The organism is Phyllobacterium sp. CCNWLW109, from assembly GCF_037203905.1.
Taxonomy (GTDB): domain Bacteria; phylum Pseudomonadota; class Alphaproteobacteria; order Rhizobiales; family Rhizobiaceae; genus Phyllobacterium; species Phyllobacterium ifriqiyense.
In genome coordinates this window covers 255,431-281,015 of the sequence record NZ_JBBCBK010000002.1, presented here as the reverse complement: position 1 = coordinate 281,015, position 25,585 = coordinate 255,431, and the positions used below count along the sequence as shown (strand labels likewise).

The window sequence follows — 25,585 nt, the reverse complement described above, 5'->3', positions numbered from 1 at the left end:
GAGAACGATCATGGCTTCCATTTCACGCGTAAAAGAACGGGCTGAGGAACAGGCTTCCTCCATGAATACAGACCAGCAGGCTGTTATTCGTATGGTTGCCAATGATCTCCATCGCCTCAACCAGTCTGTCATGAAGGCGGTTGATGCCGGGGTTTCGGTCGAGCTGGTCCGCTCTGCCCGTCATCATGGCGGCGATGGAAACTGGGGAGACCTTTTGATCCCCGTCGTTGTAACCCGGCAGTAAAGATCAGGACCGTAATTCTGATCGGTAAACCGGTTCCCACTTTTCCTGGAAATAAGCTTTGTCTACGCAATTCCGGACGGAAAACCGGTTCCCAATTTTCCTGGAATTGCTCTGCTGTGGCCTTCTCTGGTTTCGGTCTGGGGACCAGCACGGCAGCGCAGAACCGCCCGCGAGAAATTGCGGGCGGTTTTGTTTTAACGGTTTCCAAAACGCCTCACCTCGCCCGTCATTCTCTGGCTTGACCCGCGAACCCTAAGAACAGGAACGGCGCTATCAATGTGTGGATCCTCGGATCTCCGCGCCACTTGCCGTGAGAACGCCGAGAAAATTGAAGAAGTCGGACCAGATGACGGCAATCTCGGCGGGAAGCGAGTTTGTATAGATGACTGTCGCGACGGCATTGGCAGTGTCGTGGAAGCCGTTGACGAACTCAAAGCCCAATGCTGTGACCAGCGCCAACCCCAAAAGTATCCATGGCACAGCGACAGAGCTCGTCAGATCCTGCGTCAGCGACCAGCCCACGTAGAACATGCCGCCAATGAAAATGGCAACCACGGCATAATTGGGCAAATTTCCGAGCTTTCCGGGCTTTGCCAATGGGTGATCAACGCCCATTCCCATGTTGGTTGTATCGGGTCATCGTCATCATGAAAATTCCTCATCGAAATGACAAATCACTAGGACAATGGCATGAAGCTTTAATGACAATGGGTCTCATTTGCTCTATCGCTTTTTGAAGAAGAAAAACTCTGGAAACGCCCATGCATAAAGTCGTCATCAGCGGTACAGGCGTTTTCACGCCGGACCAGTCCATCAGCAATGCCGAACTTGTTGAGGCGTTCAACACTTATGCAACGCGGCAAAACGAGCTGCATGCGGGCGAAATCGCTGCTGGCACGCGCGATGCGATGACTATGTCAAACGAAGATTTCATTGTCCGCGCCTCGGGCATTGAAAATCGGTATGTGCTCAATAAATCGGGCATTCTGGATCCCGACATCATGCATCCCGTCTTGCCCGAACGCAGCGATGAAGATCTTTCCGTCATGGCGCAAATGGCCGTCCATGCTGCCACTCTGGCTTTAAAAAAGGCCGGGCGTGAAGCATCGGAAATTGACGCCGTCATTTGCGCGGCGTCGAACCATGAACGCGCCTATCCGGCGATCGCCATCGAAGTGCAGCAGGCCCTTGGTATTGAAGGCTTCGGTTTCGACATGAATGTGGCTTGCTCATCGGCAACATTCGGTATTCAGGCGGCCGCCGACATGATCCGCTCCGGCTCCGCTCGCGCAATTCTCATGGTCAATCCGGAAATTTGCTCAGCGCATCTCGAATGGCGCGATCGTGACTGCCATTTTATCTTTGGCGATGTTTGTACGGCAGTATTGCTCGAACGCGACGATCTGGCCACCTCAGAAGATCGTTTTGAGATCGTCTCAACGCGCTGTCTGACGCAGTTTTCCAACAATATCCGCAACAATAATGGCTTTCTGCGCCGTACACGCGAAGGTCACATGAGCGATCGCCGCGATATGCTTTTCAAGCAGGAGGGCCGCAAGGTTTTCAAACAGGTCGTGCCTATTGTTTCCGATCTTATCCTGACACATCTCGCCGATGAGAATATCGCGCCTGCGCATCTTTCACGCCTGTGGTTGCATCAGGCAAATAAGGGAATGAACGATTTGATCGGGGTGAAAGTGCTTGGCCGTGAACCGGAACCTGGCGAACAGCCCAATATCTTGCAGGATTACGCCAATACATCATCGGCAGGCTCGATCATCGCATTTTCGAAATATTCCGATGACCTTGCGCCGGGAAGCCTTGGCGTTATCTGCTCATTTGGAGCGGGATATTCCGTGGGCAGCGTGATTGTACGGAAAGTTTAAAGTTACTCTTATTGCAAGAAAGGCTCTAAATCCGGTCCACTAGCGCGTACCAGCTGAGGGCAAGAAACAGCATGGGCGAACGGAATGTGCGCCCTCCCGGAAATGCCGGAACTTTGAGGTCTTCCAGAAGCTTCAGCCGGTCGCGGTTGCCAGCAACAGTTTCCGCATAGAGCTTGCCGACGAAATTGGACAGCATCACGCCATGGCCCGAATAACCGCCGGCGGAAATCACATTGGGCATGACCTCCCGCACAAAAGGCTGGCGTGGCATGGTGATTCCAACCGATCCGCCCCAGGCTTGAGTCATCTCCACATTGGCAAGCGCCGGATAGATCTCGGCGATCTGGCGGCGAATATGGGTGCTTATATCTAGCGGATTGTCGGCTGTATAAGCCTCACGCCCGCCGAACAGCAGGCGGCCATCCTTTGAGCGGCGAAAGTAGCGCACTACGAAACGCGAATCGTCCACGCTTTCGCCACCCGGCAGCACCGGGCTATCGTCACCCAATGGCACTGTTGCGCCTATGAAGGAGCGTATCGGCATGACATGCGACGCGCTGATGGGTTCAAGGTTACCGCCATAGGCATTGACCGCGATCAAGGCCTTTGCCGCAGTGACGGTACCGGTCGCAGTGGTGACACGCACCTTGCCGTTCTCGGATTTAATGCCGGTAACCTTGGTGTTCTCATAGAGATGAGCGCCTGCCCTTGCCGCTGCGCTGGCGGTGCCGACAACAAGTTTCATCGGCTGGATATGCCCGGTTCCTTTGTCGTAAAGGCCGCCGAAATAGCGGTTGGAGCCCAGCCGTTCGGCAGTCTCATCGGCTTCCATATAGTGAATATGCGGATAATTGAATCGTGTCGTCATAAGCTCCGCATGTTCGCGGTAGCTCTTGAGGTAACGCTTCTTGTGCACAACGGACATCTGGCCGGGCACATATTCAATATCGATCTGATGGGTTTCAGCAAATTCCAGCAAATGGCTCTTTGCCTCTTCGGCAAGCTCGAACAGGGCTTTGGCGCGTTCAAAGCCATATTGAGCCTCGAGCTCTTCCGCCCATGCGCGCTGACCCGTACCAAGCTGGCCGCCATTACGCCCCGACGCCCCGTCGCCAAACCGGAACGCTTCCAGCAGAACAACATCAACACCTGAAGACGCCAGATGCACGGCTGCCGACAGGCCGGTGAATCCGCCGCCAATAATCACAACGTCAGCCGTGCGAGAGCCATCCAGAGGTGGATATTCCGTACGATCAGAAATCGTCGTTTCGTACCACGATATACCGGGCGAGATGGGAGACTGGTAAGCCATATATTGATGCAATCTTGTTCACTCTTGAGGCAAAAACGCCGTGCGTGGTTCGACGGAGCTCACCATGAGGAAGGTATTGCCCTGCAAGTTAATTGCCGAACAGTTTCAGCACCGCAATCAATCACTTCCCTCATGGTGGCCCCTCCCGAGCTTGTCGAATGGCGGACCACGCACGAAAATGCTGCCGCCAAACTCAAACGTTCAGCAGCAGAAATTCACGTTCCCAAGGACTGATAACCTCCATGAAGGTTTCGAACTCTGCACGTTTGATGGCGGCATAGGTGATCGCGAAAGACTCACCCAGCATGGCAATCAAATCCTTGTCCTGCTCGAACAGCAAGGTGGCCTCGATCAATCCGCGAGGCAGCTCGATCAAATTGTCATTAACCGTCGTGGAAGCGGGTGCGTCGGGCTCAATCCGGTTGTTCATACCGAGCAACCCGCAGGCAAGCGATGCTGCCAGCGCCAGATAGGGATTGGCATCAGAGGATGGAATACGATTTTCCACTCGACGCGCCGCCGGGTCGGAGCGCGGCACACGGAATGCCGTGGTGCGATTGTCATAGCCCCATTTGACGTTGACCGGTGCCGAAGCAGCCGGTGTCAGGCGGCGATAGGAATTCACATAGGGAGCAAACATGACCAGCGAAGCCGGAACGTGCTTCTGCATACCACCGATGAAATGCCTGAATGCTTCGCTTTCCGTGCCATCCGGATTGGAGAAGACATTGCGTCCGGTCTTCTTGTCGACGATGGACTGGTGGATATGCATGGCAGACCCCGGTTGTCCCTGAATGGGCTTGGCCATGAAAGTCGCATACATATCGTGCTTCAGCGCCGCTTCTCTGATCGTGCGCTTAAACAGGAAAACCTGATCGGCTAGTTCGACCGGATCGCCATGACGCAGGTTGATTTCCAGCTGCGCTGCACCTTCTTCATGGATCAATGTATCGATCTCAAGGCCCTGGCTCTCGGAGAAATGGTAGATGTCATCGATCAGTTCGTCGAATTCATTGACGCCCGCAATTGAATAGCCCTGTCCGCCGCCGATAGCGCGGCCCGACCTGCCAACTGGCGGTGTCAGCGGATAGTCAGGATCGGGGTTTTTCTTGACGAGATAAAATTCGATTTCAGGCGCAACGACGGGCTTCAGCCCCTTCTTGTGATATGCCGCCACCACGCGCTTCAATACATTGCGCGGCGTAAACTCGACCGCATGCCCATCCTTGTTTACCAGATCACAAATGACCTGAGCAGTAGGGTCGCTTTCCCATGGCACCTCCGACAGGGTGGAAAGGTCTGGCATCAGTTTGAGATCGCCATCATCTTCAGGATAGGCGAACCCATGGCCATCTTCCGGATAAGAACCGGAAATCGTCGCCATGAAAACAGCCGATGGCAGTGCAAGCGATGTGTTTGAAGTGAATTTCTTCGAGGGCATCATCTTGCCCCGCGCCACGCCAGCTTGATCGGGCGTGATGCATTCTATGTCTTCGATATCCCGCCAGGCCAGCCATTCGGCAGCTTCACGCCAGTTTTTTACTCCGCGTGTGGCTTTGACATAGGCAGGCGTACGCGGCCGCTTCGCTGAGGTTCGCGCGGATTTCTTTTCGGGAGTTTCGGAAGGCATCAATCACCAGGATTAGTTTCGGTGACAGGATGATAGCGCATAAAATAGGCCGATGGGAGGCTGGGCCCGAAAATTGTTTTAGCAAACTCGTGAAGGATGCGGCCACGCGAATATCTCGTCCGAAATACGCGCGTGGCCCTTCTAACTATTGCTTTGGCGCGTCCGCGCCTATGCTCACTTCAGCCCAAGCATCGAAATCGCGTTGCATTTCCGTGATTTTTTCGCGAGCGCCATCAAGGGCGATCTTGCCAAGCAACAGACGCAGCGGCGGATCGTTCGCCTCAACCGCCTTGACGATTGCCTGCACGGCTTTCACCGGATCGCCCGGCTGATTGCCGCTCGCTTCCCTGATCTGGCGCATACGCTCCCCGGCAGAGGGGCGATAATCTTCGATGGTTTCCGACGCTTCATTGGCAGAACGACCGGCCCAATCGGTACGGAATCCGCTCGGCTCTACGATCAGCACCTTGATGCCAAGATGCGCGACTTCCTTGGAGAGCGCCTCCGACAATCCCTCGACAGCAAACTTTGTCGCATTATAAAAACCGACCGCCGGAAAGCCCCTTAATCCGCCAATCGAGGAGATATTGACCACGGTGCCGGAGCGTTGCTTGCGCATGCCCGGCAGAGCAGCGCGGGTCATGTCCATAAGACCCCAGATATTGATGTCGAACATCTTGCGCGCTTCGGCCAGATCGCTTTCTTCGAGAGAGCCAAAATAGCCGATGCCCGCATTGTTCACCAACACATCTATGCGTCCGAAGCGCGCTTCGGCAGCCTTGACCGCAGCGGCGACTTCTTCCGGCTTGGTGACATCAAGCTTCAGGACAAGAGCATTGTCTTCGTGACCCTTAGCGATATCTTCGACCTGCGCGGGGTTGCGGGCGGTGACAACAGTCGGATAACCGAGCGACAATGTATATTGGGCGAGCTCGCGGCCAAAGCCGGTTGAACAACCAGTGATGAACCAGACAGGTTTCGATGTCATGATGATATCCTTGAAAAAGCATAACGCCAGAGCGGCAGCTTGGCCGGGCAGCGCTTATTAAAGGGGGAATACATCAAAGATGTAGACCCCTATCTCATTGATTCAAGGGTAAACCCCACTTTTATATGCAACGCCCGCCATCGACCTCGAGCGCAACGCCTGTGATGAACTGGGCTTCGTCGGAAGCCAGATAGAGCGCTGCATTGGCAACATCGAGAGGTACAGACAGACGGCCGAGAGGAATGGTGGCCTTGAATTGCGCCCGGCGTTCTGGCGTATCCTCACCGAGAAACAGCCCGAGCATGGGTGTTTCGCCTGCCGCAGGGCAGAGGCAATTGACGCGAATATTCTTCGGGCCAAGCTCGACGGCCATGGATTTTGTAACGCTGATGGCCCAGCCTTTTGAGGCATTGTACCAGGTTAGACCCGGACGCGGGCGCAAGCCAGCAGTCGAAGCTGTCGTGATGATCGATCCACTGCCCTGTCGCTCCATGATCGGCACAACAGCAAGAGCGGTATAATAAATGGCCTTCATGTTGATCGCGGCGATGAGATCATATGTATCTTCATCTACGCCAAGCATGGACCCGTTTCGGTGGGAATAACCGGCATTATTGACCATGATGTCAATGCGACCGAACTTGTCCATGGTGGTCTGCACCATGGCGTCAATTTCTTCCTTGCGCGTCACATCCGTATGCACGGCAAGAGCGTTTTCACCGATGGATTGAGCGACGGCCTCCGCTCCGACAAGATTTAAATCAGCAACAACGACATTGGCGCCCTCCTCGGCAAAACGGCGCGCCATTGCCTCGCCAAATCCTGATGCCGCACCGGTAATGATCGCTGTTTTGCCTGCCAATCGGGCCATGTTCTATCCTCCATCTACTGTGATTTGTTTTATGGGATTCAATCGTGGCGGAAAACGATCGTCTTGGTTGCAGACATATCGTAAAGCGCCTCAAACCCCTTTTCGCGGCCATGGCCGGAACGCTTGAAACCGCCGAAAGGCAGCTCCACGCCACCGCCAGCGCCATAGGAATTGACATAGACTTGCCCTGCACGCACGCGCTTGGCCACACGATGCTGACGCGCACCGTCACTGGTCCAGACCCCCGCGACAAGCCCATATTCAGTGCTGTTGGCGAGGCGAATTGCTTCCTCCTCATCATTGAAGGAAAAAAGCGAAAGTACGGGGCCGAATACCTCTTCTTGCGCCAGAACTGCCGCCGGATCGACCGCACCGAACAGAACCGGCGCGACGTAGAAACCGGAGAGAGGCCCATCCACATGGATTGAGCCGCGCGCCACGACCTCAATCCCGGCTTCGACAGCGGCTGTTATATAATTTTCCACGCGGCGCTTTTGCGCTGCATTGATCATGGGTCCAAGGTCGAGATCCGCGTCATGTGGCCCGGCGACAAGATTGTTGAACCTTGCCGCCAACTCTCCCGCCACTTCGTTATATATAGAATGCTCAATGAGAATGCGGCTTCCTGCCGAGCACGTCTGGCCGCCATTCTGAATGATGGCATTGACGAGGACTGGAAGAGCCTTGCCAATATCGACATCGGCGAAAACAATTTGCGGTGATTTACCACCAAGCTCCATTGTTACGCCGCGATTATTGGTGGCCGCCGCCTGCTGGATCGCAGTGCCAGTCACGGGCGAGCCGGTAAAAGTGACGTAATCAACGCCGGGATGGGCGGACAAGGCCGCTCCTGCTTCACCCCCAAACCCGGTGATGATATTGAGCACGCCGTCTGGAAACCCCGCTTCAATGGCGAGTTCGCCGATGCGGATGGTGGATAGCGAGGCATCTTCGGCGGGTTTGATCACCAGCGTATTGCCCATGGCAAGCGCTGCGCCAACAACGCGCGCCATGATTTGCATCGGATAGTTCCATGGGGTGATACCGGCAACAACGCCGTGCGGCTCGCGTAATGTCAGGGCCGTGTAGCCATCCAAAAAAGGTATCGTATCGCCGTGAATCTTGTCGGCTGCACCGCCATAAAACTCGTAATAGCGTATCGTTGCAGCAACGTCAGCCTTGCCCTGTCTTATCGGTTTTCCGGTATCGCGCGCCTCAAGGGCCGCGAGTTCATCACCATGTTCTTCTACGAGCTGCCCAAGACGCGTCAGCAAGCGCCCGCGCTCAAAGGCAGGCATATGCGACCAGGCTCCCTCTTCAAAAGCCAGCCGGGCCGCGCTGACAGCGCGATCCACATCGGTTGCGTCGCAGGCGGGGATAGTGGCGAAATCCGACCCGTCCGAAGGGCATGCCACAGCTATGGTTTTTCCCGTGACTGCGCCGACACGTCTGCCATTGATGATGTTCAGGAAATTCTTATCCTGTGCGATAATTCGCGAGAGATTCTGTAACATGGCTGTTTCCCGTTCGTGATAGTCGTACCGGAACTTCAGCGGATTGGAAATGCAATTTGACGCAGTTTGCGCTAAAGGACTGGTCATTTTAAATCGATTAGATTATAGAAACCATGCGCTTCGGAGCTACACTTTGTGTTGCGCAATTCAGGCATAGCGAGACTCTATTCATGACAAGTCAGATTATCCCGGTTGAACCATTTGATTGCATTGTTTTTGGCGGAACCGGCGATCTTGCCGAACGCAAGCTGATCCCGGCGCTTTATCAGCGCCAGCGGGATGGCCAGCTTTCCGAACCAACCCGTATTATCGGTGCGTCACGTTCAGCCATGTCGACTGAGGATTATCGCAAGTTTGCCCAGGCTGCGATCAAGGAATTCGTCAAGGCTGATGAATATGACAAAGCGCAGGTGGAGCAATTTCTCCAGCGCATCAGCTATGTCGCGGTTGACGCGACCTCGGATGCCGGATGGGAAGAGCTGAAGAACGAAATCGGCAATGACTCCAAGCGCATCCGCGCTTTCTACCTCGCGGTCAGCCCTTCGCTTTTCGGTGATATCGCCAGCCGTTTAAAGAGCTACAAGCTCGTTACCGACCACACGCGCATCATCGTTGAAAAGCCTATCGGCCGCGACCTCGATAGCGCCATCGCGCTCAATGACACAATCGGCCATGTGTTCAGCGAACAGCAAATCTTCCGTATAGATCATTATCTCGGCAAGGAAACCGTGCAGAACCTCATGGCGCTGCGCTTTGCCAATGCGTTTTACGAGCCGCTATGGAATTCCGCCCATATTGATCACGTTCAGATCACTGTTGCCGAGCAGGTGGGTCTTGAAGGCCGTGCCGGTTACTATGACAAGGCCGGTGCGCTACGCGACATGGTGCAGAACCACATCATGCAGCTCCTGTGTCTTGTCGCAATGGAACCGCCCGCATCCATGGATGCCGATGCCGTTCGCGATGAAAAGCTGAAAGTGCTGCGCTCGCTGAGCCCCATCACCTCCAAAAACGCCGAAGAACTGACCGTACGCGGCCAATACCGTGCCGGCGCTTCATCGGGCGGCGCCGTCAAAGGCTATCTCGACGAACTTGGCTCTCCAAGCAGCACGGAAACATTTGTCGCCATCAAAGCGGAAATTGCCAATTGGCGCTGGGCTGGTGTGCCGTTCTACCTTCGCACCGGCAAGCGTCTCGGCGCGCGCGCATCGGAGATCGTCGTTTCGTTCAAGCCAATTCCTCATTCCATTTTTGGCGAGACAGCCGGACGCATTGTTGCCAACCAGCTCGTCATCCGCCTGCAGCCGGATGAAGGCGTGAAGCAGTGGATGATGATCAAGGATCCGGGTCCGGGCGGCATGCGCCTGCGTCACGTTCCGCTGGATATGAGTTTTGCCGAATCGTTCAAGGTTCGCAGCCCTGACGCGTATGAGCGGCTGCTGATGGATGTTGTTCGCGGCAATCAGACATTGTTCATGCGCCGTGACGAAGTGGTTGCGGCCTGGCGCTGGATCGACCCTATTCTCAAAGCCTGGGCCGAGACCGAGCAGGTGCCTTCTGGCTATACCGCCGGAACATGGGGCCCCTCATCCGCTATTGCACTTATTGAGCGTGATGGCCGCACATGGCACGAGCCGGAATAGGGCGCAATTCCATGGCGACAGACGAACGATTGAACAGTTTTGAGAATGGCGACGCTCTGGCCGAGGCTTTGGCAACGACTGTTGCGGGCCACCTGCTGGCGGGCTGCGAGGCAAATGGCAAGGCCGTGCTGGCTGTCTCTGGCGGGACGACACCTGCCCGCTTTTTCAAGGCTTTATCGGTCAAGGATTTGCCGTGGAACACGATCACGATAACGTTGGTGGACGAGCGCTTTGTGCCGCCCACCAGCGAGCGCTCGAACGAACGTCTGGTGCGCGAAGCGCTTTTGCAAAATGCGGCAGCTGGCGCAAATTTTGTCGGGCTGTATCACGAAGCTGTTGACGCGGATCAAGGCGCGAAAATGGCGGCCGCTGAAATTGCCAGGCTCGGACAACCTTTCGATGTGGTAGTGCTTGGCATGGGCGGTGATGGCCATACGGCGTCATTTTTTCCCGGCGGCGACAATTTGAAAGCAGCAATTTCCAAAGATGAGAAAGCTTTGGTTTTGCCAATGTCCGCAGAAAATGCAGGCGAGCCGAGATTAACACTGACACTGCCTGTCATCATAGCCGCGCGTTTCATCGCGTTGCACATTGAAGGTGCCGGCAAGATGACCACGCTGGAAGCAGCACTTGGCGAGGGTGAGGTCGAGGACATGCCTATCCGCGCCGTGCTATCCTCTCAGCCGATTGATCTTGAGATTTTCTGGGCGCCGTAAACGCCCGGATGCGTGATCGCCGGGAGGCTCCCAAACTCACCGGCAGACGCTACAAGGAGAGAACACATGACCGTCATGCAACGGGTGAAAAGCATTACAAATCGCATCCGCGAACAGTCAAAGCCAACGCGTGATGTGTATCTCGATCATTTGCGTGAGGCCGCATCGCGCAAGCCAAAGCGCTCCGCTCTTGCCTGCGCCAATCTCGCCCATGGTTTTGCCGCATGCAGCCCTTCCGACAAGGCGGCGCTAGCGGGCGATGTGGTGCCAAACTTAGGCATTATCACTTCCTATAATGATATGCTTTCCGCGCATCAGCCATTCGAGACTTATCCGAACCTGATCAAGCAGGCAGCAAAGGAAGCAGGCGGCGTGGCGCAGGTTGCGGGCGGCGTGCCTGCCATGTGCGATGGCGTGACACAGGGCCAGCCCGGCATGGAATTGTCGCTGTTCTCCCGCGATGTCATCGCCATGGCGACAGCCATCGGCCTATCGCATGATATGTTCGACGCGGCGGTCTATCTTGGTGTTTGCGACAAGATTGTTCCGGGTCTGGTCATCGGTGCGCTGACTTTCGGTCATTTGCCAGCCGTGTTCATACCTGCGGGCCCCATGACCACTGGACTGCCGAATGATGAGAAGGCCAAAACACGCCAGCTCTACGCGGAAGGCAAGGTCGGGCGCGACGAATTGCTTGAATCGGAGTCAAAATCTTATCATGGTCCCGGTACCTGCACCTTCTATGGCACTGCAAATTCCAACCAGATGCTGATGGAGATCATGGGCCTGCATATGCCCGGCTCATCTTTCATCAATCCCGGCACGCCCTTGCGTGATGCGCTGACGCGTGAAGCCGCCAAGCGCGCACTTGCAATCACCGCGCTCGGCAATGAATTTACGCCTGTCGGCGAAATGATCGACGAGCGTACTATCGTCAATGGCGTTGTGGGTCTGCATGCAACCGGCGGCTCAACCAATCACACGATGCATCTGGTTGCAATGGCTGCCGCCGCTGGCATCAAACTCACATGGCAGGACATTTCCGACCTTTCCGATGTCGTGCCACTCTTGGCACGCGTCTATCCGAATGGTCTTGCCGATGTAAACCATTTCCACGCGGCGGGCGGCATGGGCTACATCATCCGGGAATTGCTTGATGGCGGATTGCTGCATGAGGATGTCAAGACGGTCTGGGGCGGCAGCGATGGCTTGCGCGCTTATACAATCGAACCCGCGCTTGGCGAAAACGGTACTGTGGTTCGCAATCCTACGCCAGCCGAAAGCGCCGACAAAAAAGTGCTCTCGACCTGCGTAGAACCGTTTCAGGTGACTGGCGGACTGAAGATGCTCAAGGGCAATCTTGGCACTGCCGTTATCAAAACTTCCGCAGTCAAAGCCGACCGCCATATTATTGAAGCACCGGCTTTGGTCTTTGACAGTCAGGCGGCGCTGCAGGATGCCTTCAAGGCCGGAAAACTCAATCGCGATTTCGTAGCGATTGTGCGTTTTCAGGGTCCGCGTGCCAATGGCATGCCGGAACTGCATAAATTGACCCCTGCCCTTGGCGTATTGCAAGATCGCGGTCACATGGTTGCGCTTGTTACCGATGGCCGTATGTCCGGTGCATCGGGCAAGGTGCCAGCCGCTATTCATGTCACGCCAGAGGCTCTGGACGGCGGCATCATCGGCAAAATACGCGATGGCGATATAGTGCGGCTAGACGCTGAGATCGGCACGCTTGACGTGTTGGAAGACCCGGCAGTGCTGGCGGCGCGTCCGGAGCCGGTCGTCGATATCAGCCATAACAGCTATGGAATGGGACGGGAACTCTTTGCTTCCTTCCGCAATGTCGTAGGCCGCGCGGATGCAGGCGCATCGGTGTTTGGACTTTAGGGTCAGCACGTGCCTATCCTGACCAAGGATGCTGGTTTCGCACTTACCGATATCGAAACAATCGGGCCGGCGAAAAATCAGTAATTGGTACGGCGCTCGTCGGAAGGTGAGCGCCCGAATTGCGCGCGATAGCTTTGGGCAAAATAAGAATGTGATGTGAAGCCGGTGGCCAGCGCTACATCCAGAATGGGCGAGTGGGTTTGCCGCAAAAGCTCGCGCGCGCGCTCAAGGCGCAGGCTCATATAGTAGCGTCCGGGCGTCATATTGAGATGACGCAGGAAGAGCCGCTCTACCTGACGAACGGACAATCCAACGGCCTTGGCCAACCGCACGGCAGATTTCGGCTGCTCCAGATTATCGGCCATAATCTCGACGATCTTGCGCAATTTCTCCGATTTGCCGGTGAGATCGCGCTCAGGGCCGATGCGCTGTCGGTCTGTTTGAGAGCGAATACGCTCATGATGAAACTGGTTGGCCACCTCATTGGCAAGGGCCGGGCTGAAATCCTGCTTGATGATTTCCAGCATCAGATCGATCGATGTAGTGCCGCCTGCACATGTATAGCGCTTGCGGTCAATCTCGAAGACATTTCCCGTGCATTCAATCTGCGGAAAACGCTCCTGAAAACCAGCCCGGTTTTCCCAGTGAATGGTGCAACGATGCCCTTCCAATTGGCCCGCCTCAGCAAGGATATAGCTGCCAATATTCAAACCGCCCAATGAGGCGCCGCGTCGTCCAAGATTGCGTAATGTCGCGATGACTTTCGGCTTGTCTTCAAATTCGGTCGTCAATCCGGCACAGATGAAAAATATGTCGGCCGAGGGCAGATCAGCAAGCGCATATTCCACATTGATCTGAAGACCATTGGATGCAGTTACAGCTGCTCCGGTCGCCGATACAGTGATCCACGAATAAAAGGTCTCTTCGGACATGCGATTGGCCGTGCGCATTGTATCGATAGCAGCCGCAAGGCTGAACATCGGAAATTTGTCGACGAGCAGAAAGGCGAAGGTTCTGCCGACCTTGATTGTTTCGGCCATACGGTGTTGTAACGAGATTCCCTATTTGAGCAAATGGATCAGAAGCGCGGCGGCGTTTTTCCAGCGGAGCGATAGGCGGCGACAAGCGTATTTGCCATAAGCATGGCGATTGTCATGGGACCAACGCCACCGGGCACCGGGGTGACCGCCGCAGCAACCGTCGCAGCATCGGCAAAATCCACATCGCCCACAAGCCGTGTCTTTCCTTCGCCTCGCTCAGGAGCTGGAATACGATTGATGCCAACGTCAATGATCGTCGCTCCTGGCTTTACCCAATCGGCCTTGATCATTTGCGGCCTGCCCACTGCGGCCACCAGAATATCAGCTGTGCGGCACAGTGCGGCCAGATCTTTCGTTTTGCTATGGGCGATAGTGACTGTCGCATTATGTGCAAGAAGCAAATTGAACATGGGCTTGCCAACAATATTGGAACGACCAACCACCACAGCATTCAAGCCGGAAAGATCGCGCCCGAGAACCCGATCGATCAACAGCATCGAGCCAGCAGGCGTGCAGGGAACAAACGCAGTGTCTAGTTCGCCGGTGCCCAATTTTCCGACATTGATAAAATGGAAACCATCGACATCCTTGTCCGGCGATATCGTCTGGATAATGCGGCCCGAATCAATGTGCTTGGGCAAAGGGAGCTGAACCAGAATGCCGTGGATCAGCGGATCGGCATTGAGCTTCTCTACCAGCGTAACAAGGTCTTCCTCGGAGGTTTCCGCAGGCAAGGTATGTTGCTCGGAATGAAACCCGCATTCGCGCGCCTTTTTGCCCTTGGATGCAACATAAACCTGACTGGCAGGATCTTCGCCGACGATGACAACGGCGATCCCCGGTGTGATACCCGTGCCCTCAATCAGCTTGGCGGCAGATAGCTTGACCTTCGAAACCACATCCTCGGCAATCTCCTTGCCATTGATTGTCACTGCCATGTGCTGCTCCTGAAACTCTTACTTCGCGGATTGAGCGTCATTCTCTTGATTTTACGCCCAAACAATACCGTCAGAACGGCGTTCCCTGACGCAATAGCGAAAGCGATACAGAACCGCAATGCGATGATACGTTGCAGGGCTTGGCTAACGCAGCAAATCCAAGCATGATTGTGAACACCTTACCGATTCCGGGAACTCAAATGCGCTATTCAGCCTTCAGCCTGCTTAAAAATGCCCTTAACGGCAACAAGGACTGGAAGCCTGCATGGCGTAAACCTGATCCGAAACCTGCCTATGATGTGGTTATAATCGGGGGCGGTCACGGACTTGCGACGGCCTATTATCTTGCAAAGGAACATGGCATCCGCAACATAGCCGTGGTGGAAAAAGGCTGGCTCGGATCGGGCAATATCGGCCGCAACACCACCGCGATCCGCTCCAATTATCTTCTTTCCGAAAATCAGCATTTCTATGAAGCGTCGATGAAGCTGTGGGAAACCATGTCCCATGACCTCAACTATAATGTGATGTTTTCGCAGCGCGGTGTGGTTAATCTCGCTCACTCCCTGCCGCAGCTCGACGTCTATGCAAGGCGCGGCAACCAGATGCGGCTGAACGGTATAGACGCAGAACTGGTGACTCCGGTCCAGATCAAGAAATTGATACCGGGCCTCGATATCAGCAGTTCGGCGCGCTTTCCCATTATTGGCGGCTTGATGCAGCGCAGCGCGGGTACGGCGCGGCACGATGCCGTGGTTTGGGGCTATGCGCGGGCTGCCGATCAACTTGGCGTCGATATTATCGAGAACTGCGAAGTGACCAGTTTTCTGAAAGACGGCGATCAGGTTACCGGCGTCATGACGACCCGCGGACCGATCAATGCCAAAAAGGTTGGCTGTGCGGTGGCGGGCAATACGAGTGAACTCATGCGCCGTGCAGGCATTGATCGTTTGCCGCTTGAATCACATGTGCTGCAAGCGTTTGTTTCGGAAGCGTTGAAGCCCGTCGTCGATACGGTTGCAACTTTTGGCGGGGGGCATCTTTATTTCAGTCAGTCCGACAAGGGCGGGCTGGTTTTTGGCGGCGACATTGACGGTTACAATTCCTATGCGCAGCGTGGCAATCTTCCGGTTGTTGAAGATGTCATGAGCGAATTCGTCGCGCTTATCCCGGCTCTGGCGCGGGTCAAGTTGCTGCGCTCGTGGGGCGGTATCATGGATATGAGCATGGACGGCTCACCCATCATTACCACGGGACCACTCCCTGGCATGTATCTGAACACCGGCTGGTGCTATGGCGGCTTCAAGGCAACGCCGATTTCCGGCAAATGTTTTGCCTGGACAATTGCCCGGGATGAGCCGCACCCTCTCTCCGCGCCCTTTACGCTGGATCGCTTCTATCGTGGCTATGTCGTAGACGATAAGGGGCAAGGCCCCACGCCAAGGCTGCATTAGAGCTGATCGGAAAACGCTGGAACTACCTAAGAAGCCTGCCGCTCGGCTTCTTCACGCAATATCTCGCGCAATGCTGCAATCTCGTCCAACATCTCTTCGATATTGGAATTGTCGTGTTCACGGGGGGCAATATGGGCGTCGGCATAGGCATAAAGGAACTCGGCGATTGCCACTTCATCCTCAAGCTCGGATGAGGTTCCGCTGCTATGCACACGTTCAATGGCAGCACCCAATCGCGACTTCTCCGGCGAGGAAGCCTCATCGCTGGGCGAAGGTTTGGTTCGCCTGCCATTTCCTGTTGGGCGAGGCTCCGTTGGCGAATTTCCCGCACGAAAACTTTCAATCATGCCAAGCAGGATCGCGATACCAAGGCCTGCGAAAAGCCCCCCGAGCAAACCTGCGACAGCCACAAGCTTGCGCGACCCGCCCGTGCTTTCGAGTGCAGGCCGTGCAGGAGAAATCACGCGTATATTGGTGGTGTTGACGCCTTCAAGCTCACCGGTTTCCTTGGCACGCAGGAGAAACGCTTCATAGACTGCACGCTTGGCCGCAACTTCGCGCTCGAGTTCACGTAGTTTGACCATCTCCTCATTGTTGGAGGCGGTGCGCGCCTTTAACTGGTTCAGGCGTGTCATCAACTCCTGTTCTTGCTGTTGAGAGCGCTTGAGTTCCGTTTGCACCGATGAGGCGATGCGCTGCAATTCATTGCGGATTTCACTGCGGATACCACTGACTTGCGATTGCGCCTGAATGAGTTGCGGGTGGCGCGGTCCAAGCTTGGTGGCAAGGCCATCGGCCTGCTGCTTTAACGCACCATATTGCGAGCGCAGGGCGACAATGACGCCTGAGCGAAATTCTTCCGGCAGAGTATTGCCAAGCACACCATCAACAGAGGTACTGCGAATAGATGCTGCCTGCGCGTTCAGCCGGATTGTCTGGTTGCGCGCGGCTGTCAATTCATCATTGGTGCGCGTGATTTCGTCGTCGCTGATCAGCCGTCCCTGAACATCAACGAGATCATTTTCAGCCTTGAACTTTTGAACGGCGTTTTCAGCCTCTTCGACCCCTGCCCGCAGGTCATTCAGCCGGGCTGTCAGTGCCTCTGTGGCCTGTCTTGCCGTATCGGACTGAATATTGCCCTGCTCTTCACGGAAGACATCCGACACGGTATTGGCGATGAGTGCGGATTTTTCCGGATCGCGTGAATCGACCGTGATGTTGAAAATGTAGTTCTTGGTGCTGCGCTCGACGTTCAAATGCTCATAAAGATTGCGAAGGAGCAGAGTCTCTCGTGTCGTGGCATCAGGCGTGCTGTCAGTGGAAAACAATTCCCTTATCGTAGCAACCAGCCCGCGCTCTTTCAGATCACCATTAAACTCCGGATCTTTGGCAAGACCGGCCCGGTCTATCACTTTCGTCAACACGCTGCTCGACTGGATGACACGCAATTGACTTTCAGCAACGGCAAGCGAGGCGTCGAGAGGAAGTTGGGTTGACGAAATCTCCTTGTCGACGATTTTGAGGTCACGAGGGTCAACAAGCAATTCAACCGTGGAGGAATACAGTTTGGGCAGGGTCATGGCGTAACCGACGCCCAGCAAAGTCCCAATGAGCGTCGTCGCCACGATCAATGATTTAGACCGGCCAACTCTGTTTATGACAATACGCGGATCGACCAGAGGCCGCCATTCATCATCCTGATAACTGGTATTTTGAGGTTCTGACCGGGCTGGTTCCGGCCGCCGCAAAGGAGAAAATACCGGCTTCTCAAACGGCACCGGCTCTTCAATTACCGGCTCGGTAATTGGGGGAATGGGGACTCGAGGCACGTCCGCAGGCTTGTTGTTCGGCAGCAGGTCGTCATAGGTCGCCTCGGGCATGCGAACTTCGCTTCCGGCAGCATCAACGCGGCGATTGAGCTCGGCCTTGATCGCCGCCATATCGGCGCGCATACGGTTTATGGCATCCTGCTCGGCTGCCTCATCACTGAGATTTTCAGGGATATCATTGAGCGGCGGCTGGATAGATTCGGACTCAGCGGCAAGGCGCAAATTGCGCATTCTGTGATAATGATCGAGATTGGTCTCGTTGCGCACGGATGATGCAGGCCCAGCTGGCAATGGCTGTGCCTCCAAGCCCTCCTCGCTGGCAAACGAGAGCAGCGAGCGCCGCTTTACCGTCTCGTTTTCACGACTAGTCATCCGCAACTGAACTCCAACATCTCAACCCAAATGCGATCAATCGCGGATGCTGAGATCCACGGTTAATCCACACTAAAGTTCTATGGAAAATAAAACGTTAATTGTCATGGCACCTTCCGGCTTACAGGGGAGTCATATCAACACGCAACTCAAATCCCGTGGCCTCAGCGTATCGTCGCAAAGTTGCAATAGAGGGGGAGACCCTCCCGCCTTCGAGCCTTGCAATTGCGGACTGCGTGGTTGCCATGCGCTTGGCCAGTTCTGCTTGAGTCATTTTGGCCTGGGTTCGGCTGCGAATAAGCAACTCTATCACCGAATATTCCAAATCTGCTTGTTTGTAATGCTTCCGGAATTCCGGATCATTCATGTATTTTTCTTTCAGTTTCCCGAGAGTTTTCATGTTTCCACCTCATTCATCCGCCGATAGGCCAATGCCAACGCATTTCGGGGTGTCCGTTGTGATTTTTTTACAAAGACATGCAAAATCACAATTCGCCTGCCTGTTACAGCCACGTATAACCCTCGTGCTATTCCTTCCGGTGCCTTGGCGCGAAGCTCCCACAGCTTTCCATCAATATGTTTTACATGGGGCTCTCGCATGGCTTCGAGCCCTATACATTCCACCATCTCCATAAGGCGGGTCAATCGCGCCTGCAAACCAGAAGGCAGTGCATCCATCTCCGCTTCCGCCGAGCCTAGAATTTCAACAGACCAATCCATTTCAGTATAGCCTATATGATATAATTTTGAAATATGATGCAGAGAAAATAAGAAGCTATCTTCCGCAAGCGCCATTTACAATTGCTCCAATACGAGCCGTTAAGCCTTTTACGCTAAATCATTGAAACGTTGTTATGCAGGATATGAAATTGGTCGTTCGGCACGTGAAAGCCAATGCGGGGCTCATCCGCGACTATTTCTCGGTGATCAGCGGATCGGCGGGGCGGCTGGTTATATCGCTGGCCTATTTTGTCGCGCTGGCCAACACGCTGACAATTGCAGAGTTTGGACTGTTCGCCACAGCATCGGCGACCGGCGTGGTACTTTCACGCCTTGTCTCTTTCGGTTTTGTCTCGCCGCTTTACCGTATCTCGACGGTGAAACCGCAGTTAATCGGTGCATATACGGGCGGGTTTCTGGCGGCCGTCATCATATCTCTACCGATCTTCATACTCGCTGCCTATCTGGCTCATCTGGTATTTTTCGGTGCCGATCTTGCGCTTGGAACTTTTGCCGTCATTGTCGGCACTGAAGCCCTGCTCTGGCGCTCCATGGAAGTTGTGGTCATTGTCAATAATGGCCTCAACCGATTTGGCCGAGCAGCGCTGCTTGTCATTATCGGCACGGCATTACGAGCCGGTGCAGCGGTATTATTTGCATTTTCCAGCATTGCCAATCTTGCCATCTGGAGCTGGTGGTATGCAGGCGCCAATGGCATTGCCCTGATCATTGCCATCCTGTTTTTCTATCCGAGAGTGCGGTTGCGGCTGGTGCCGAAACTTTATCGCCGCAGGCTAAGTGACTCATTTGCGGTCACCGGCGCGGAAGTATTGTTCTATGTTCAGTCAGAACTGGACAAATTGCTGGTTCTGGCTGTTGGCGGACCGCAGACAGCCGGTGTGTACACGATCATCATGCGTCTCGTTGATTTGACCGCGCTGCCGGTGCGCTCTTTCAATATGATGCTGGTTCAAAAGCTGATGCGCACGCCCGATATGCTCAAGTCGATGAAAATCCGTGGCGGGTTGGAACTGGGCGTGTTTCTGGTCTCAACTCTCGGCTTGGCCGCGCTAGCGCTTTTCCTGCATATTTTTCCACGGGCCCTGGGCGACAATGTTGCATCCGTGGTTGCCCTGCTGCCCTTGGTCATCCTCGTACCGGGCCTGCGCAATCTCGTTGAATACCAAGCGGAAATACTCTATGCGCGCGGCCAATCGGGTTTGAGGGCAGTCAATCTTGCCGTGCTCGGTATTATCAAAGCGGGGCTGCTGTCCTGGCTTTTGGTGACATTCCTTGAGGTCAATGACTGGCTTGTCTGGCTCAACGCAATGTTCGTAGTGATCTATATCGCTTCTACCGCGCTCACCTACAGTGCGATCAAGAAACCGGCGCGCCGCGTCTAAAAGAACAGTTTGCGAATGCGATCGGTGCCATCACCAAGAAATGACTGAATGCCGATTGCCACCTGATAAGGTGCCATTTCCTCAACGAATTTCACCAGTTCGGCATCGGTTGGCGCGGGTGCCGACCAATGAATCCGGCAAAACTCCTCGCCATCATGGTAATGGCCCCTGGCATTCAAAACTTCATCGACATAGCGGCCATAGATCATGCATTCTGAAAACTTGCGTGTGCGGCCAATAGCTGCCACCCAGTGCTTGCCGCTGCGCTTCTCTATGAGATTGCACATGCCGATCACCGCATCGCGCCGCCATGCAATGAGGGTTCCAATGTAATCATGCCCCGCAATACTAACCGGCGTCACGCCGAGCAGATTTCCCGCATTTTCCGACCAGATGAGCTGATCGCCCGGGACTGGCCGCAACAGATCACCATCGCGCCGGAACAGCCGCATAGTGTTACCGCGCCAGAACGAAGCACAGTCAAATGGCTTGAGAAAAGTCACGTCTGAATCAATGTAGATCAGCGCATCATCATCTGTATATTTGGCAATAGCGATGCGCCGCAACTGCTGCATATGCCAGCCACGCAACGGCATGGTTTTTGGCGACAGCCAGATACGGCGCCTGCCAAAATTCGTGGGATCAGGAAAAGGCCTTATCCAGCCGGGTAAAAGATCGTTTTCATCGATGATGATGCGGTTGGGCGTTTCGAGCTGCTTGAACAAAGCAATATCGCGGTGCTCTACTAGGATATAATGCTTGGTATAGCCCGTCACAAAACGGTCAATGGTCTCGCACAGAAGTTGGCAACGCCGGAAATCCGGCGCGTAACTCGCGGTAACCAGTGCGTTCTTCAATTGCGACCCCTTAATTTTGCTCGCACGACGCGTAGCAGAAAAAGCGGGTTGCCGACAACATAGCGGCGCCACAAACGTCCCGGTTCCTGGGCTAGACGATAAAGCCACTCAAAACGCATTTTTTGTATGAGCAGCGGAGCGCGAGGCACGGCGCCCGCCATGAAATCGAACAATGCGCCGACGCCTAATGCCACGGTGCAATGCTGTGCCGTCAATTTTTGCGCCATGAATATTTCCTGGCGCGGAACGCCCATCGCGACAAGAAGAATATGCGGCGAGAAGTCGTTCAATGATTCCAGGATACGCGGTTCATCTGCCGCGTTAAAAAACCCGTCGCTGATCACACGAATCTCGTGCTGAGGAGCGATCTGCCGGAACTTGCCCGCCGCTTTTTCAACGACATCCGGCCTTGCGCCAATCAGGCCGATGCGCAGCGGATTGATTTCGGCTTGCAACAGAGCGGGCGTAAAGTCTGTTCCATTCAAATTGGCGGGAAACGGTGAGCCATGCAGAATCTTTGCGGCGATATCTACGCCGATGCCATCGGGTAGAACCAGAAAATTATCCAGCGCTGCGCGAAATCCGGCGTCTGTTTGTGCAACATTGGCATTGTGAGCATTGAGCCAAGTGATGAGCGTAAAATCATGCGTGGCAATGCACTGGCGCAGCAGATCAATCGCTTCCTGCCATGGCAAAGCAATAACAGACACGCCGAGAATAGAGCGGCTGGGTAAAGCGCTCATGCTCATTTCACCGCTTCAATTCGGCCAAGGCCGAGCTTTAGCTGGCGATCAAAGCGGGCCTGTTGCGCTTGCCGGAAAACTTTACCGGAGCGGATCATATCTTCGCCGGACCGTACCTTGCGAACCATTTGGCTGACAGCCTTGGCGAACACTACCGGATCGTCCGCCACCACGCAGTTGTCCGGTATATCGGCAATGCCCCGTATAGACAGCGCTGTAGCGACACTCGGTAAGCCCAGCTCAAACGTTTCGATCGTTTTCAGCTGAACGCCTGTTCCCGCCCGGCTGATCAATGGAATCACCGCGCAGCTGCGAACAAAATCCGTTGCGTCCGGCACGCGCCCAGCAAAATTTACCTTTGGCCATGCCGCTTTGAGATCAGCCGGGATGCTGCCAGCAACTGTAATACCAATATCATTGTCCAGATGGGGCGCTACTTCTCGCAGAAACCATTCAAGGCCAATACGATTGGGCTGCCATGTCCACGTGCCTATCAGGCCCAAATCATGTTCAATCGTGCGGCTGGACATTTTCGCCGGGTCCGCTTCGGTTACCAAAGGCAAGGCGGCGGCCCGATCAGTTGTATTAAGTTGCAATGCGGCTATGTCTTCATCAGCCAATGTAAAGACGAATGCAGCACTATCGCAAAGGCGCTTTTCCAATCCTGCCAACAGCCGGGATTCGCGATCGAACAGATATTTTTGTATCGGGCTCGTCGCGGCCTCTGCGTTTTCGCGAGCGGAGCGGTGCTCGACATTATGGGCGATGAATATTTGCGGCTTGCCGGTAAAACAATCTTCGAAAGCACCCGCAAGCGCCACACCATTCAATATATAGGCGTCGAATGGTTCCGCAGAAGCAAGTGCGGCTCGAAACTTTGCCCTGGTAATGATGCGCAGTTTTACTGAGGATACGGTTAGTCCTGTGAGCACGGCCTTGCCCAGCCAACGCAATTTGCGGCTAAAGCTCGCCGTATCGTTTCTAACATCCACCTCGCCGAGCAATATTGTATTTTCCGGATCAAGCGGCGTGCTGCCCGGCCAGACAAAGCCGATTACCGTGACCTTTACGCCAGCGCGCTTCAGCCCATCGATAATTGCCTTATTGGCTATTTCATAGCCGGTGGCCGGTTTACCGTCCGGGACGATAGATGTGACGAAAACTACATGCATTGCGGCTCGAACGTAATGAAATATTGAACAAGTGTCTTCTATATCCTCATATAGATAAATAACGGATAAATAGCCCCGTGATGAAACTGAACGGCCACGACAATATAAGTATCGTCATGCAGTCACCCGGCCTTTCGCCGGAAACGATTGACGTTGTTGTTACTCTGCCAACCTTCAAGCGGCCCGATCACCTGCTGAGGACCCTCGCCTCGCTCAAGGAACAGGCGACAGACCGGTCATTTGCAATTATTGTCATGGAGAATGAGGCGGAGAAACGCGAGGGCGCGGCTGTCGCTTCACCGCTGTTCGAAAGCGGCGACTATAGTGGCTTGGTAATCGTCGCGCATGATCGCGGCAATTGTAATGCCTATAATGCCGGTTGGCAGACAGCGCTGGAAATCTTCCCGAACTTCACATCCTTGGTGGTGATCGACGATGATGAGATTGCGGCCCCCGATTGGCTCGAAAATCTTTGCAAAACGCGCGAAGCCTATAATGTCGATTTTGTCGGCGGCCCTCAAATCCCGATATTTGCAAAGCCGGAACACCAAATATGGGCAAAGCATCCTGTATTCAGCCCCCATTATGATACAACCGGACGCGTGCCGATTATTTACTCCTCGGGCAATCTGCTGATTGGGCGAAATGTGCTTGAGGCGATGCCTTTCCCGTTTCTCGACCTCACCTTCAATTTTATGGGTGGCGGAGATTCTGATTTTATCAGCAGGAGCGTGGTCAAAGGCTTCACCATTGCGTGGTGTGCAGAAGCGCCCGTCTATGAAACCGTGCCTGCCCGGCGCGTAGAAGCCGGCTGGATCAGAGCACGCGCTTTGCGCAATGGCGTCATCTCAAGCCTCATCGAAAAACGCAAACGCGCTGACGAACCTTTGGGCAAGGTAAAGACCGTTTTGAAAAGCCTTGCGCTGCTTGCAATTTCGCCTTTTCGCGCCGCGCTGAAAACAGCGCAAACCGGCTCGCTATCTATCGGTGTCTATCAAATTTATATTGGGCTTGGCCGCGTCTTGGCAGAATTCGGATATTCGAATGAGCAATATCGGCAACCTGAAAAGAACTGACGCGCCTATGGCGATACCGATGCGGCTTGTCGCCAGCCTTCTTGCCGGGCTGATTTTGTGTGTTCTGCTTGTGTCATTCCGGCCTTTTCAACCGGCGAGCACTGCCATTGCCGGGGGCGGCGGTGATCTGGTCAACCAGCTGGGTTTTGGCGCCCTTGGCGGCGTTTCAATTCTTGCGATGATTGTGTTGGCTGATCCACGCCGTCTGCTTTCTCTTGCAAGCCCGCTGTGGGTCGTCATGTTCGGGTTTGTTTTCCTTTCAACGTTTGTTGCTGTCGATCCCGGTGCGGCACAACGTGCGGTCATCTTCACCATTATCGGGGTATTATGCGTCGTTGCTGTTCTGGCGCTTCCACCCGACATGGACGGCTTCTCGCTTGCTCTGATTATTGCTGCAACGGCAGTACTTGTTCTGTCCTATGTCGGATTGGTCGTCGTACCCGATCTCGCCAAGCATACGGCGGGTGAAATAGAGTCTGAACATGCCGGACTTTGGCGCGGTATTTTTGCCCATAAGAATGTTGCCGGGCCCGTCATGGCCTCCTTCGCCTTTGCAGGCATTTATCTCATTCGCCGTGACTGGCGAAAAAGCGGGGCAGCAATTTTGATATTTGCGCTGGTCTTTGTTGCGCATACTGGCTCCAAAACATCCACTGCGCTGGTCCCCATGGTGATCCTGCTTGTCATGGTTCCAGGTCTATTCGGATTACGAATACTGACTGCGCTGCTCATCGTGGCTGCGCTTGCAGGCTTTTTCTGTTTCACCATTGGCACGCTTTTCTTTCCTCCCCTACACGATCTACTGGTTCAAATGGGAGCCGATGCGACCTTTACGGGCCGAACATCAATATGGCAGTTTGGTCTTGAAAAGCTCCGCGAAACGCCATGGCGAGGCTATGGACTGGAAAGCTTTTGGGAGGCGGCAGTTGTCCGGCAAGCGGAAAACCCATATTATCTGGACTGGGATGTCCGAGGCATAGTTCATGCGCATAATGGCTATCTGGATATTGCCATTGCTATGGGCGTTCCCGCGTTGATTTGCGCGATGGTCGTTCTGGTCGTGCTTCCGCTTGTGGACTATGTGCGAACTTTGAGGAAACGCGAGAATATATTTCTCTCCGATTTTCTTATGATGTGCCTGACCTTCTCGCTTATGAATGCCTTTCTTGAGAGCTTTTTCTTTCGCCGGGCGGATCCTGTCTGGTTGATTGTCGTCATGGCCTGTTTCGGATTGCGCATGACGGCCCGGGTTCCATTGCAATCGCGTTCCTGATTTTGACGGAA

The 25,585-nt window shown here is 54.6% G+C and carries 22 protein-coding genes and 1 pseudogene; 9 read left to right on the top strand and 14 right to left on the bottom strand.

Annotation, left to right across the window (positions count from 1 at the left end; translation table 11 throughout):
* Positions 1–10: 10 nt before the first annotated feature.
* Positions 11–244 (top strand): SMc00767 family acetate metabolism repressor, encoded by a 234-nt coding sequence (locus V9K92_RS06665; RefSeq protein WP_115051250.1) that lies wholly within the window; start codon positions 11–13, stop codon positions 242–244.
* Positions 245–541: 297 nt separating this feature from the next.
* Here the strand turns inward: V9K92_RS06665 and V9K92_RS06660 are convergent.
* Positions 542–865: pseudogene (locus V9K92_RS06660) on the bottom strand (inorganic phosphate transporter); the annotation flags it as partial.
* Between the two features lie 140 nt (positions 866–1,005).
* On the opposite strand from V9K92_RS06660, the gene V9K92_RS06655 reads away from it, so the two are divergent.
* The gene (locus V9K92_RS06655) at positions 1,006–2,130 is read left to right on the top strand and encodes a beta-ketoacyl-ACP synthase III (protein ID WP_337353622.1); all 1,125 of its coding nucleotides are present in this window, start codon (positions 1,006–1,008) and stop codon (positions 2,128–2,130) included.
* Positions 2,131–2,155: 25 nt separating this feature from the next.
* Here the strand turns inward: V9K92_RS06655 and V9K92_RS06650 are convergent, their stop codons facing one another.
* From V9K92_RS06650 to V9K92_RS06630, 5 genes are all read right to left on the bottom strand, one after another.
* Positions 2,156–3,442 (bottom strand): NAD(P)/FAD-dependent oxidoreductase, encoded by a 1,287-nt coding sequence (locus V9K92_RS06650; protein WP_307282868.1) that lies wholly within the window; start codon positions 3,440–3,442, stop codon positions 2,156–2,158.
* Positions 3,443–3,635: 193 nt separating this feature from the next.
* The gene (locus V9K92_RS06645) at positions 3,636–5,072 is read right to left on the bottom strand and encodes a glutamine synthetase family protein (protein WP_115051253.1); all 1,437 of its coding nucleotides are present in this window, start codon (positions 5,070–5,072) and stop codon (positions 3,636–3,638) included.
* A gap of 145 nt (positions 5,073–5,217) precedes the next feature.
* Positions 5,218–6,060: an oxidoreductase gene (locus tag V9K92_RS06640; protein ID WP_115051254.1), complete on the bottom strand. Its 843-nt coding sequence runs from the start codon at positions 6,058–6,060 to the stop codon at positions 5,218–5,220.
* 121 nt (positions 6,061–6,181) lie between these two features.
* Positions 6,182–6,931 (bottom strand): SDR family oxidoreductase, encoded by a 750-nt coding sequence (locus tag V9K92_RS06635; RefSeq protein WP_307282860.1) that lies wholly within the window; start codon positions 6,929–6,931, stop codon positions 6,182–6,184.
* A gap of 38 nt (positions 6,932–6,969) precedes the next feature.
* Positions 6,970–8,445 carry an aldehyde dehydrogenase family protein gene (locus tag V9K92_RS06630; protein ID WP_337353621.1) on the bottom strand — a complete coding sequence of 492 codons (1,476 nt, stop codon included), beginning with the start codon at positions 8,443–8,445 and terminating at the stop codon, positions 6,970–6,972.
* A 170-nt stretch (positions 8,446–8,615) separates the two neighbouring features.
* Between V9K92_RS06630 and zwf the strand changes: the two genes are divergently transcribed.
* The 3 genes from zwf (at position 8,616) to edd (ending at position 12,697) form a co-directional block, all read left to right on the top strand.
* Entirely contained in the window at positions 8,616–10,088 is a 1,473-nt protein-coding gene (gene zwf, locus V9K92_RS06625; protein WP_115051257.1) for a glucose-6-phosphate dehydrogenase, read from the top strand.
* Positions 10,070–10,804 carry a 6-phosphogluconolactonase gene (pgl, locus tag V9K92_RS06620; protein ID WP_337353620.1) on the top strand — a complete coding sequence of 245 codons (735 nt, stop codon included), beginning with the start codon at positions 10,070–10,072 and terminating at the stop codon, positions 10,802–10,804. The genes zwf and pgl overlap by 19 nt, the downstream gene beginning before the upstream one ends.
* 66 nt (positions 10,805–10,870) lie before the next feature.
* Positions 10,871–12,697, top strand: coding sequence for a phosphogluconate dehydratase (gene edd, locus V9K92_RS06615; RefSeq protein ID WP_307282848.1), 1,827 nt, complete (start codon positions 10,871–10,873; stop codon positions 12,695–12,697).
* A gap of 77 nt (positions 12,698–12,774) precedes the next feature.
* Here edd and V9K92_RS06610 read toward each other — a convergent pair whose 3' ends face one another.
* Together V9K92_RS06610 and folD are read right to left on the bottom strand one after the other, a co-directional pair.
* Positions 12,775–13,737, bottom strand: a complete 963-nt coding sequence (locus V9K92_RS06610) for a GlxA family transcriptional regulator (RefSeq protein WP_115051260.1) — start codon at positions 13,735–13,737, stop codon at positions 12,775–12,777.
* Between the two features lie 38 nt (positions 13,738–13,775).
* A complete protein-coding gene (folD, locus tag V9K92_RS06605; RefSeq protein WP_115051261.1) occupies positions 13,776–14,675 on the bottom strand; it encodes a bifunctional methylenetetrahydrofolate dehydrogenase/methenyltetrahydrofolate cyclohydrolase FolD in 900 nt (299 codons plus the stop codon).
* 200 nt (positions 14,676–14,875) lie between these two features.
* Between folD and V9K92_RS06600 the strand changes: the two genes are divergently transcribed.
* The gene (locus tag V9K92_RS06600; RefSeq protein WP_307282845.1) at positions 14,876–16,129 is read left to right on the top strand and encodes a sarcosine oxidase subunit beta family protein; all 1,254 of its coding nucleotides are present in this window, start codon (positions 14,876–14,878) and stop codon (positions 16,127–16,129) included.
* Positions 16,130–16,155: 26 nt separating this feature from the next.
* Here the strand turns inward: V9K92_RS06600 and V9K92_RS06595 are convergent, their stop codons facing one another.
* The 3 genes from V9K92_RS06595 to V9K92_RS06585 form a co-directional block, all read right to left on the bottom strand.
* Positions 16,156–18,330 carry a GumC family protein gene (locus V9K92_RS06595; protein ID WP_337353619.1) on the bottom strand — a complete coding sequence of 725 codons (2,175 nt, stop codon included), beginning with the start codon at positions 18,328–18,330 and terminating at the stop codon, positions 16,156–16,158.
* 121 nt (positions 18,331–18,451) lie between these two features.
* Positions 18,452–18,730 (bottom strand): helix-turn-helix domain-containing protein, encoded by a 279-nt coding sequence (locus tag V9K92_RS06590; protein ID WP_307282839.1) that lies wholly within the window; start codon positions 18,728–18,730, stop codon positions 18,452–18,454.
* Positions 18,727–19,125 (bottom strand): type II toxin-antitoxin system RelE/ParE family toxin, encoded by a 399-nt coding sequence (locus V9K92_RS06585; protein WP_337353618.1) that lies wholly within the window; start codon positions 19,123–19,125, stop codon positions 18,727–18,729. Before V9K92_RS06585 ends, V9K92_RS06590 begins: the two co-directional genes overlap by 4 nt.
* A gap of 68 nt (positions 19,126–19,193) precedes the next feature.
* Between V9K92_RS06585 and V9K92_RS06580 the strand changes: the two genes are divergently transcribed.
* Complete coding sequence (locus V9K92_RS06580) at positions 19,194–20,453, top strand: lipopolysaccharide biosynthesis protein (RefSeq protein WP_115051595.1); 1,260 nt, start codon at positions 19,194–19,196, stop codon at positions 20,451–20,453.
* On the opposite strand, the gene V9K92_RS06575 is transcribed toward V9K92_RS06580, so the two are convergent.
* Genes V9K92_RS06575 through V9K92_RS06565 form a run of 3 tightly spaced genes read right to left on the bottom strand, consistent with a single transcriptional unit; the run spans position 20,450 to position 23,225 of the window.
* Positions 20,450–21,310 carry a DUF6492 family protein gene (locus tag V9K92_RS06575; RefSeq protein WP_337353617.1) on the bottom strand — a complete coding sequence of 287 codons (861 nt, stop codon included), beginning with the start codon at positions 21,308–21,310 and terminating at the stop codon, positions 20,450–20,452. The genes V9K92_RS06580 and V9K92_RS06575 overlap by 4 nt on opposite strands.
* On the bottom strand, positions 21,307–22,053 hold the full coding sequence (locus tag V9K92_RS06570) for a WecB/TagA/CpsF family glycosyltransferase (protein ID WP_336440587.1): 747 nt from the start codon (positions 22,051–22,053) through the stop codon (positions 21,307–21,309). The genes V9K92_RS06575 and V9K92_RS06570 overlap by 4 nt, the downstream gene beginning before the upstream one ends.
* A gap of 2 nt (positions 22,054–22,055) precedes the next feature.
* Entirely contained in the window at positions 22,056–23,225 is a 1,170-nt protein-coding gene (locus V9K92_RS06565) for a glycosyltransferase family 4 protein (RefSeq protein WP_337353616.1), read from the bottom strand.
* A gap of 77 nt (positions 23,226–23,302) precedes the next feature.
* On the opposite strand from V9K92_RS06565, the gene V9K92_RS06560 reads away from it, so the two are divergent.
* A complete protein-coding gene (locus tag V9K92_RS06560) occupies positions 23,303–24,301 on the top strand; it encodes a glycosyltransferase family 2 protein (RefSeq protein WP_443094447.1) in 999 nt (332 codons plus the stop codon).
* A complete protein-coding gene (locus V9K92_RS06555; protein ID WP_337353615.1) occupies positions 24,270–25,574 on the top strand; it encodes an O-antigen ligase family protein in 1,305 nt (434 codons plus the stop codon). The genes V9K92_RS06560 and V9K92_RS06555 overlap by 32 nt, the downstream gene beginning before the upstream one ends.
* The last annotated feature ends 11 nt before the right edge of the window (positions 25,575–25,585 follow it).